General features: G+C 69.5%; 10 protein-coding genes and 1 tRNA gene. 8 read left to right on the top strand and 3 right to left on the bottom strand.

Annotated elements, in window-relative coordinates:
• Nucleotide 1: 1 nt before the first annotated feature.
• The 6 genes from ETD96_RS33295 to ETD96_RS33270 all read left to right on the top strand — a co-directional run bounded on the left by ETD96_RS33295 (nt 2) and on the right by ETD96_RS33270 (nt 5,221).
• Nucleotides 2-754 carry an ABC transporter ATP-binding protein gene (locus ETD96_RS33295; RefSeq protein WP_138640455.1) on the top strand — a complete coding sequence of 251 codons (753 nt, stop codon included), beginning with the start codon at nt 2-4 and terminating at the stop codon, nt 752-754.
• Entirely contained in the window at nt 751-2,022 is a 1,272-nt protein-coding gene (locus tag ETD96_RS33290) for an ABC transporter permease (RefSeq protein ID WP_138640454.1), read from the top strand. Before ETD96_RS33295 ends, ETD96_RS33290 begins: the two co-directional genes overlap by 4 nt.
• A gap of 16 nt (nt 2,023-2,038) precedes the next feature.
• Nucleotides 2,039-2,608, top strand: coding sequence for a DUF5666 domain-containing protein (locus tag ETD96_RS33285; RefSeq protein ID WP_138640453.1), 570 nt, complete (start codon nt 2,039-2,041; stop codon nt 2,606-2,608).
• A 583-nt stretch (nt 2,609-3,191) separates the two neighbouring features.
• Nucleotides 3,192-4,709: an alpha/beta hydrolase gene (locus tag ETD96_RS33280; protein ID WP_240808404.1), complete on the top strand. Its 1,518-nt coding sequence runs from the start codon at nt 3,192-3,194 to the stop codon at nt 4,707-4,709.
• A gap of 63 nt (nt 4,710-4,772) precedes the next feature.
• Nucleotides 4,773-4,848: transfer RNA gene (locus ETD96_RS33275), tRNA-Thr, on the top strand.
• An 88-nt stretch (nt 4,849-4,936) separates the two neighbouring features.
• Complete coding sequence (locus tag ETD96_RS33270; protein WP_138640452.1) at nt 4,937-5,221, top strand: hypothetical protein; 285 nt, start codon at nt 4,937-4,939, stop codon at nt 5,219-5,221.
• A gap of 116 nt (nt 5,222-5,337) precedes the next feature.
• Here the strand turns inward: ETD96_RS33270 and ETD96_RS47735 are convergent, their stop codons facing one another.
• Both ETD96_RS47735 and ETD96_RS33265 read right to left on the bottom strand, forming a co-directional pair.
• Nucleotides 5,338-5,466, bottom strand: coding sequence for a hypothetical protein (locus ETD96_RS47735; protein WP_274704663.1), 129 nt, complete (start codon nt 5,464-5,466; stop codon nt 5,338-5,340).
• Nucleotides 5,467-5,585: 119 nt separating this feature from the next.
• Nucleotides 5,586-6,488: a LysR family transcriptional regulator gene (locus ETD96_RS33265; protein WP_138640451.1), complete on the bottom strand. Its 903-nt coding sequence runs from the start codon at nt 6,486-6,488 to the stop codon at nt 5,586-5,588.
• A gap of 188 nt (nt 6,489-6,676) precedes the next feature.
• On the opposite strand from ETD96_RS33265, the gene ETD96_RS33260 reads away from it, so the two are divergent.
• Both ETD96_RS33260 and ETD96_RS33255 read left to right on the top strand, forming a co-directional pair.
• The gene (locus tag ETD96_RS33260) at nt 6,677-6,982 is read left to right on the top strand and encodes a DUF1330 domain-containing protein (protein ID WP_138640450.1); all 306 of its coding nucleotides are present in this window, start codon (nt 6,677-6,679) and stop codon (nt 6,980-6,982) included.
• Between the two features lie 188 nt (nt 6,983-7,170).
• Entirely contained in the window at nt 7,171-7,713 is a 543-nt protein-coding gene (locus ETD96_RS33255; protein ID WP_138640449.1) for an SMI1/KNR4 family protein, read from the top strand.
• A gap of 158 nt (nt 7,714-7,871) precedes the next feature.
• Here the strand turns inward: ETD96_RS33255 and ETD96_RS33250 are convergent.
• Nucleotides 7,872-10,197: serine/threonine-protein kinase (locus ETD96_RS33250; RefSeq protein WP_138640448.1), on the bottom strand; the 2,326-nt coding region annotated here is incomplete at its 5' end.

Below are 10,197 nucleotides of genomic sequence, written 5' to 3'. Positions count from 1 at the left end.
GATGACGCCCGCGGCCCCCGTGCTCGACCTCCGCGACGTGACGAAGGTGTACGGGACGGGCGAAACGGCCGTCCACGCGCTGCAAGGCGTCTCGCTGACCGTGGAACGCGGCGACTACGTGGCGGTCATGGGCGCGTCCGGCTCCGGCAAGTCCACGCTGATGAACATCATCGGCTGCCTGGACACGCCGAGCGGCGGCCGCTACCTCCTCGACGGCCGGGACGTCGCCGGGCTGGACGAGCGGAGCCTCGCGATCCTGCGCAACCGCCGCATCGGGTTCATCTTCCAGTCCTTCAACCTCATCCCGCGGATGACCGCGCAGGCCAACGTCGAACTCCCGCTCGCCTACGGCGGCGTCAAGGGCCCCGACCGGCGGCGGCGCGCCCTCGCCGCGCTCCGCGAGGTCGGGCTCGCCGACCGGACCCGGCACGAGCCGAACGCGCTGTCCGGCGGCCAGCAGCAGCGCGTGGCCGTCGCCCGCGCCCTCGTCACCGCGCCCGCGCTGCTGCTCGCCGACGAGCCGACCGGCGCGCTCGACAGCGCCTCCACCGCCGACGTCCTCGGCGTCTTCGACCGGCTCGCGCTCGCCGGCCGCACCATCATCGTGATCACCCACGAGGACGACGTCGCCGCGCACGCCAAACGCGTCGTCCGCCTCGTGGACGGCCGGATCGTCGAGGACGCGCGCCGCGCCCCCGTCACCGGGCCGCCGCCCGGCGCCGCCTGGACGACGCCTGCGGGAGGCGCGCGTTGAGCGTCCTCGACATCCTGCGGTTCGCCGTGCGCGGACTGTCGGCCAACAAGCTGCGCAGCTCCCTCACCACGCTGGGCATCCTGATCGGCGTCGCCGCGGTGATCCTGCTCGTCGCGGTCGGGAACGGCTCGTCCGAGCAGATCAAGAAGAGCATCCAGCGGCTCGGGGCCGACTCGCTGACCGTCAGCCCGTCCACGACCGGCCGCGGCGGCGGTTTCGGCGGCCCGGGCGGCTTCGGCGGTTTCGGCGGCGGTCCCGGCCAGGGCACCGACACCGGCCCCCGCACCCAGGCCCACGACCTCACCACGGCCGACGCGAAGGCCCTCGCCAAGGCGACGTCGGTGAAGAGCGCGTCCCCGGTCGTGACCAGCCAGTCGGTCACCGCCGGCTACGAGGGGACGAGCGTGACCATCGGCCAGTTCGTCGGCACCACCCCGACCTACTTCGGCGCCGCGAACAAGACCGTCGCGTCCGGTGCCCTGTTCACCGACGGGGACGTGACAGCCGCGCGCAAAACTGTCGTGCTCGGCAGCACGGTCGCGTCCGACCTGTTCGGACGGGTGGACCCGCTCGGCAAGAAGATCGACGTCGGCGGGATCCGGTTCACGGTCGCCGGCGTCCTCAAGGCGACGGGCTCGTCCTCGTCGTCCTTCTCCGACCCGGACAGCATCGCCGTCGCGCCGCTGCCCGCCGTCCAGGAGACCCTCACCGGCTACGGCGGCCTCGACCAGATCATCGTCCAGGCCACGGGCAGCGACGCCGTCGACGCGGCCCAGGCCGAGATCACGACGCTCCTCGCCCAGCGGCACGGCACCGCCTCCGGTGCCGCCGACTTCACCGTGTCGAGCCAGGCCAGCGTCCAGTCGGCGGTCAGCGAGTCGAGCCGCACGTTCACCGTGCTGCTCGGCGCCGTCGCCGCGATCAGCCTGCTCGTCGGCGGCATCGGCATCACCAACATCATGCTGGTCACCGTCACCGAGCGGACCCGCGAGATCGGCATCCGCAAGGCCATCGGCGCGCCGCGCGGAGCCATCCTCGGGCAGTTCGTCGCGGAGGCCACCGTCCTCAGCCTGCTCGGCGGCCTCCTCGGCGTCCTCGCCGGCGTTGTCGGCAGCCGCTTCACGATCGCGGGCGTCGAACCCGTCCTGGTGCCGTCGTCGATCGTCCTCGCCCTGGGCGTCTCCGTCGCGATCGGCCTGTTCTTCGGCGGCTACCCCGCCTCCCGCGCCGCCCGGCTCCGTCCCATCGAGGCGCTCCGCCATGACTGACGACCGAAGGAGAACCGTGAGCCCCGAACCGCCCGGCAAGCGCGTTGCCGGCCCGCGCGCACCCTCGGAGGACGCGGAACTGCTGTCCAGCTCCCCGTTCGCCGACGACCTCGACGCCACGCTGGCGGCACGCCCGCAGCGCCGCTCCCTGCCCGGACCGACGCTCTACCTCGCCGCCGGGATCATCCTGGTCGCGGGCTTCCTGGGCGGCGTCCAGGCGCAGAAGTGGTCATCGGACGGCTCCGAGCGTCCGGCCGGAGGCTTCACCGCCGGACGTCCCCAAGGCGGCTACGGCGGCATGCCCGGGGCACAGCCGCCCGGCAACGTCCCGGGCCCCGGAGGCTTCGCAGGGAGCGGCGACACCACGACAGGCACGGTCGTGAAGGTCACCGGCGACACGCTCTACCTGCGCACGACGTCCGGCCAGACGGTGAAGGTCGCGACCAGCGAGGAGACCAGGGTTCGCATCACCAAGGACGGCGACCTGAAGAACCTCGCCTCGGGCGCGAACGTCACCGTCCGGGGGACCAAGGCCGCGGACGGCACGCTCACCGCGACCACCGTGAACCAGGGCGCGGGCCGCTGACTCCAGAACCGAGGAGACCCATTGAGACCGACCTACGCGCTGGGCGCGCTGGGCGCCGCCTTGCTCCTGTTCACCGCCGCCTGCGGAGGCGGCGAGTCGGACAAGCCCGACGCCGCCGACCCGATGGCCTCGTTCCGCGCCTGCCTGGAGAAACAGGGCGTCAACCTCCCAGAAGGAGGCCGCCCGACCGGGGCACCGACCACCCGCCCAAGCAACGCACCGTCCACCCGTCCAACCCGATCGGCCGAGGAACAGAAGGCCATGCAGGCATGCGCATCCCTGGCCCCGCAACGTCCCGGCGATGGCCGAGGAGGAGCCCCCGGCGACGGCCGAGGAGGACGATTACCCGGCAGCGGCCCAGAGGGACCGCCCGGCGGAGGCCCGGGTTAGAAACGTCCGGTCGGCCGCTCGGCCCAAACGACCGCCCGGACGCGCCGTGCCCGACCCCGCGGGGCATGGCGCACGGACGGGGCCCGCGCCGCGCCACGCGGGCCCCGTCTCGGCCCTATGGTGGCCCTTTGCCGCCGCGCCGACGTAGCGTAGGCGGCGGCGTACGTGCCGCTATGACGAGACGGGGACCAGGGTGCAGGCAGCGAGGTTCATCAGTGCGGCCACCGTGCTGGTACTGGCGATGGCCACCGGATGCAGCAGTAGCAGCAGCGACGCCGACGGCGAGAAGAAGACGGTGCCGGCCAGCGTCCCTGCGGACCTCAAGTCCTTCTACGGCCAGAAACCGTCCTGGAAGTCCTGCGACAACGGCTTCGAGTGCGCGACCGTCCAGGTGCCGCTGAACTACTCCGACCCGACCGGCGCGGAGATCGGCATCTCCGTGATCCGGCTCCCGGCCGAGGACAAATCAAAACGGATCGGCTCGCTCCTCACCAACCCGGGCGGGCCGGGCGGTTCCGGGGTCGACTTCGTCCGCCAGGCCGCCCGCACGTTCGGGGACGACCTGCGCCGCCGCTTCGACATCGTCGGCTTCGACCCCCGCGGCGTCGCCGCCAGCGACCCCGTCCGCTGCAACACGGGCCCCGAACTCGACAAGTTCTTCGCCACCGACGCGTCCCCGGACGACCAGCAGGAGACGAACGCCCTCGGCGTCCAGAGCGAGGAGTTCGCCCAGCGCTGCAGGACCAAGGACGCCTCGAAACTGCCCTACGTCGGCACCGCCAACGCAGCCCGCGACATGGACGTCCTCCGCGCCGCCCTCGGCGACGAGAAGCTCACCTACTACGGCGCCTCGTACGGCACCTACCTGGGAGCCTTCTACGCCGAGCAGTTCCCGAAGAACGTCCGCGCCCTCGTCCTGGACGGCGCCGTCGACCCCCAGCTCTCCTCGACCGACCTCCTGATCGAGCAGGCCAAGGGCTTCGAGACGGCCCTCCGCGCCTTCGCCGACAACTGCGTCAAGTCCGGCAACTGCCCGCTCGGCACCACCCCCGACGCCGTCATCGCGAAGATCGAGTCCTTCCTCTCCGCCACCGACAAGAAGCCGCTCAGCAACACCCGCGACTCCCGCAAGGTCACCGAGTCCCTGGCCGTGATGGGCATCGCCAGGGCGCTCTACGTCAAGGAGTACTGGCCCGTCCTGCGCCAGGCGCTCGTCCAGGCGCTGAGCGGCGACGGCACCGTCCTCCTGGCCCTCGCGGACGAGATGGTCGAACGCAAGCCCAACGGCACCTACAGCAACCAGACCGACGCCAACATGGCCGTCAACTGCATAGACAAGCCCAACCCGTCCAACCTCGCCGCCTACAAGAAGGCCGCCGACGAGGCCCAGAAGGTCGCCCCCCGCTTCGGCCCCTTCGTCGTCTGGGGCGGCCTCCCCTGCGTCTACTGGCCCTTCCAGACCAACCAGCAGCCGAAACCCATCACCGCCAAGGGCGCGGCCCCCATCGTCGTCATCGGAACCGTCCGCGACCCCGCCACGCCCTACAAGTGGGCCCAGAACCTCTCCAGCCAGCTCTCCAGCGGCGTCCTCCTCACCTTCAACGGCGACGGCCACACCGCCTACCTCCAGGGCAACCCGTGCATCACCAAGGCCACCGACAACTACCTGATCACCACCGACCCGCCCAAGTCCGGAACCACCTGCGGCTGAAACCCGTGCACACCCACCCCCCGACACCCGGTAGACTTCATCCCGCCGTGCCCCGCACGGCACGCCGCCTTAGCTCAGTCGGCAGAGCGATTCACTCGTAATGAATAGGTCATCGGTTCGATTCCGATAGGCGGCTCCACCCCAACGGCTCCTTCCATCCCGGAAGGGGCCGTTTTGCTAACGGGCTTGCTAACAGCAGCGCGCTGTGGCCGCGTAGCGTGTGGCCCGTGTCCAGTCCTGACGAGTTGATCCGGCTCTCACCGGACGAGGCTTTCGTGCTGTACGACTTCGCTCACCGCCTGGTCCTCGACATCAGCGCCAAGGAGGTCGAGGCGATTTTTGAGGACCGTGGCGAGTGGATGGCACTGTCAAGCGTGCTCGGCCAACTGGAGACACGTCTGCCCCAGATCTTCATGCCGGACTACCGCGAACGGCTTCATGCGGCGCGCGTGCGCCTGCGGCCTTTGGGCGACCAGGCCGACGAGGAGTACGGCGCGGACGAGGGTTGCTAACGCGGGTGCTAACGGCGGGGCTGGACGAGCCCGGACGGCGATGGACCCACGGGCGTCCGGGAGGGTGTCTGGCAGGTCGGCGGACGGGGCAGGTGACCGGCGGGATTGTGTGTCTATCAACGGGCGCGTCGGGGGGCGAGGATGCCGGTGATCTCGGCGACGGCTTCGTTGCCGGGACGGGTGTAGCGCATAGCGCTGCGGGGATTCTTGTGCCGGGTCTTGGCCGTGATGAGCTGCAGTGGCACTTTCTGCTCGCCCGAGGTGGGTGTCCATCCATCAGGACGTGGAGGCGGTCGTAGCCGAGGCGGGGCGAGGTCCTCGGCCTCGCCACCGCAGGCGTCCGTCTCGCCTGACCTCCTGAGCGTCAGTCCGGCAGCCAGTTCAGCTCGTGCGCCAGGGTTTTGGCGACGGTACGGATGCGGCGGTGCAGCGGCGACTGCTCGCGTGGGAGGACCAGGTGGATCGTCAGGTTGGGCGCCCCCCGCAGCGGTCGCCAGGTGAGGCCGGCCGGTTGTGCTGTGACCGCGGCTTCTCCGGCTGGGGCGAGGGTGACCCCGTCGAGCAGGTCGCGCTGAGACATGTCGAAAGAGACTGCGGGCGTGTGGAATCGGGGGTGTGGTCGGGTGTCTTGGAACAGTGCGGACAGCTGATCGTGGACCACGGGGTTGGCCGCACGGTCGGCGAGTCGCAGGGGATACGCGGCCGCGTCGGCGATCTCGATCTCCGGGTGTTCGGCCAGCGGATGGTGCTGCGCCAGTTGAACCCCGATGCGCTCACGCCGCAGCAGGAACCGGCGCACGCCGCGGCCAGGCTGTTCACCGCGGGTGATCCCGGCATCGATGCGGCCGTCGGCCACCGCGGGGGAGATCTCCGGTGTCGCCATCGGGACCGCGCCGACCTCGAGTCCGCTGTTGCCGCGAATCAGCCTGTCCACCAGGGCCGGTGCCGTCTCGGCCCCGGTGCTGAGGCTGTATCCGATGCGCAGCGTGCCCAGTTCACCGGCCGCCGCGCTCCGGGCGGTGTCCCAGGCCCGGTCCAGCGCCGCCAGCGCGGGCGGCGCGGACTCCGCCAAAGCCGCACCGGCTGCGGTCAATACGACGCTACGCGTGTTGCGGACCAGCAGGGCCGTGCCGAGTTCCGCCTCCAATCGGCGCATCCGGGCGCTGAGTGCAGGTTGTGCGATACCAATCCGTGCGGCCGCGCGGGTGAAGTTCAACTCTTGCGCCAGCACCAGGAAGTACCGCAGGCTCACCGTATCCGGCGCCACGTGCCCTCCCCGTCGATTGATAACGATCCGTTCTTAGTCTATCCCGTACTGGTCTTTCCCTCGACCGCACATCGAGTCCTAACCTGCGCATATGACGATTCCGCCGACCGCAGTACCGGTCGCCGGGATCGATCGATCTGAGTGTCAATTCGAAGTCGGACGTGTCCGGCCGAACACTGGAGGTTTCCATGGCTAAGGGCTACTGGGTCAGTGTCTACCCCGCCATTTCCGACCCTGAGAGGCTGGCTGCCTACGACAAGCTGGCCGGTCCGGCCGTCCAGGCTGGGGGCGGGCGCAACCTGGCCCTCCTCCCGTCCCGTGGCGGTCGAGTCGTCGCCCACGAGGCCGGAATCACGCAACGCGTCGTTCTGATCGAGTTCGACAGCTTTGAACAGGCCGTCGCGGCATACGAGAGCGAGGCGTACCAGAAGGCGCTGGTCGCTCTCCCCGACGGCGTCGAGCGCGACTTCCGCATCGTCGAAGGCATCGACTGACCAGCGGCACCGCATCGGCGGCCGTGCGGACTCGCCCACCGTGCCGGGTGTCGGCGTGCGGGAGGGGGCCGACGCTGGTCAGGAGGGATGTGAGGACGCTCCTGGGCGGGCTTGATCTCGTTGCACAGCAGGGGGCAGAGGTTTGAAGCGCTCTGACTGCCAGGTACGAGGTGGTTTAGCATCTCAAAATGACGGAGGCCCCCGAAGATCTGACGCTGCCCATCGCCCTGGCCGAAGTGGCCGAGGTGGGCTTCGAGTGGGAATGGGACGAAGAAACCGACGAGGCTCACGGCTGTGATTTCGAGCCGTATGAACGGTTCGAGGCGCCGGCGGATACCGCGTGGTGGTTTCGCCTGTGGACCGGCAACGAAGAGGTCGATGGCAGCGAGTTCCGCTTCTTCGGCGCCACCGGGACCGGCGACTATGTCGGTTTCTGGCTTGCTCGGCCCGGTGCGCCCATCGTCGAGCAGCCTGTCGTCTACCTCGGTTCCGAGGGCGAGTGCGGCGTGATAGCCCGCGACCTCGGCGACCTGCTTTGGTTGTTCGCGGCCGGCTCGGGGCCGCATGAGGCGATCACGGATCCAGGTCGTAGAACGGAGCCGAACGAGGTCTTTCGCGCGATCGCGGAGCAGCACGCGCCGGGTGGGCGCCGTTCCACGGCGGAGATCGTGGCGGCGGCGGGAGCGGAGTTCCCGAACTTCACGGACCTGATCGACGCGATGTGCCGGTGAGTAGAGGTCCGCACTGGGACGCACCCAGATTTGCCGGACGCTCGCCCGTCCCGGCACCTCCACCAGCCGCGCGAGCTGCCCCGCATGCACCCACCGGACCCCGGCCACGTCCGGAAGCCCGAGTTTGGCGGCTATGTCAGCGGGTGGTCGCGGTTGGGTCAGGTTTGGCCTAGCTGTTGGCGGATGGCGTCTGCCTCCTGTTTCACGGCTTCCGCGTCGGTATGGCGGTTAAGCCTCTTCAGCGTGTTGCCGAGGTTGCTCAGGGATTGGGCGAGGCCGGGGCGGTAGCGGTCAGGGTTGGCGGTCGCCAACCGTCGGCGGATGGCGACCGCCTCCTGCTCTACAGTCAGCTCCTCGGCGAGACGGTCCAGTTTCCACAGTGTGAGGCCGAGGTTGTGGAGCGATAGGGCGAGGTCGGGGCGGTAGCGCTCTGGGTTGGCTTCTGCCAGCTGTCGGCGAATGGAGACCGCCTCTTGCTCTACAGCCAGCTCTTCGGTGAAGCGCTGAAGTTTCCACAGTGTGTTGCCGAGCTCGTGCAGCGATACGGCGAGGTCAGGGCGGTAACGGTCTGGTTCGGCCTCCGCCAACCGCCGGTAGAGGGCGATCGCCTCCTGCCTCACGGGGACCGCCTCGGCATGGCGGTCCAGTTTCCCCATGGTGAAGCTGAGGTTTTGGAGCGATAGGGCAAGGTTGGCGCGGTAGCGGTCTGGGTCAGCTTCGGCCAACTGCCGGCGGATGGCGACCGCCTCTTGTTCCACGGGCAGCTCTTCGGCGTAGCGCTGTAGTTTCCACAGTGTGTTGCCTAGCTCGTGGAGTGATTGAGCGAGGTTGGGAAGGTAGCGGTCTGGGTCGGCTTCGGCCAACTGCCGATAGAGGGCGACCGCCTGCTGCTGCATGGGTGCGGCCTCGGCATGGCGGTCCAGCCTCTTCAGAGTGAAGCTGAGGTTGCGCAGAGTCTGGGCAAGGCTGGGGCGGTAGCGGCTTGGGTCGGCCTCCGCCAACTCCCGGCGGATGGCGACTGCCTCCTGCTCTACAGTCAGCTCCTCGGCGAGACGGTCCAGTTTCCACAGTGTGAGGCCGAGGTTGTGGAGCGTTAGGGCGAGGTCGGGGCGGTAGGGCTCAGGGTTGGCTTCTGCCAGCTGTCGGCGGATGGAGACCGCCTCTTGCTCTACAGCCAACTCTTCGGTGAAGCGCTGAAGTTTCCACAGCGTGTTGCCGAGCTCGTGCAGCGATACGGCGAGATCGGGGCGATAGCGGCTGGGTTCGGCCTCGGCGAGTTCCCGGTAGATGGCGATCGCCTGCTGCTGCATGGGCACTGCCTCGGCATGGCGGTCCAGTTTCCCCAAGGTGAAGCCGAGGTTGTGCAGCGCCAGGGCGAGGCTGGGGCGGTAGCGGCCGGGGTTGGCTTCGGCCAACCGCCGGTAGAGGGCGACCGTCTCCTGCCTGACGGTTGCCGCCTCGGCATGGCGGTTCAGCTTCTTCAGGGCGTTGCCGAGCTGCCTCAGAGATCGGGCGAGGTCGGGACGGTAGCGGCCTGGGTCGGCCTCGGCCAGCTCCCGGTACTTGGCGACCTCTGCATGCTCGGGCAGATCCTTGGCAGCACGGGCTGGCTGGGACCGTCCTTTGTCTTCTGGGGAGGATATGGGGCCACGGAGGAGCGTCACGTCGTCCGTAAAGCTGCGGGTGGGCGCGGATTTCTGGTCAGCAGATCGGCGGGACTGGGTGCCGGGCTCGGTGACGGTGGTGAGCAGGTCGCGGACCTGTGCGACGGATAGCCGGTCGGCGGGGTTCTTGCGCAGTAGCCCGTTCAGGACTTGCGCGAGTGGCCCGCCGCATTCGGGCGGTACGGGGTCCTGGGTGGCGATGGCGACGAACAGTGCCCCGAACGTGGGGGCGGCGAACGGTGGGCGCCCCTCCACCGCCGCGTACAAGGTCGCGGCGAGTGACCACAGGTCCGAGGCGGGAGTGACGGTCTGGCCGGCCACCTGCTCGGGGGACATATAGGTGGGAGTGCCCAGCGCGGCGCCAGGACGGGTGAGGGTGGCATCGCCCTCCACCGCGGCGATGCCGAAGTCGGTGAGGACGATCCGATCGCCCTCCAGCAGCACGTTGGCCGGTTTGACGTCGCGGTGCACGATCCGGTGCGCGTGCGCGGCCGACAGCGCCTCCAGCACCGCCAACCCGATCACGGCGACCTGCTGCTTGGGGAGGACTTGCCGTTCGGCCAGCAGGTGATCCAAGGACTGCCCCCGGATCAGCTCCATCACGATCCACGGACGGCCGTCCTCGCCCATCACCCGGTCGTAGACAGTGACGATCCCCGGGTGCCTCAGCCGGGCGGCGGCCCGGGCCTCCCGGCCCATCCGCGCGTACCACACGCGCCGTTCCTGCTCGCTGACCTGCTCGGGAACCCGCAGTTCCTTGATGGCCACCTCGCGTTCCAAATCGGTGTCATAAGCGCGCCACACCGCGCCCATCCCGCCC

Source organism: Actinomadura geliboluensis (assembly GCF_005889745.1).
GTDB lineage: Bacteria > Actinomycetota > Actinomycetes > Streptosporangiales > Streptosporangiaceae > Spirillospora > Spirillospora geliboluensis.
The sequence above is the reverse complement of the archived record's forward strand: the minus strand, read 5'-3'. Positions and strand labels throughout refer to the sequence as shown.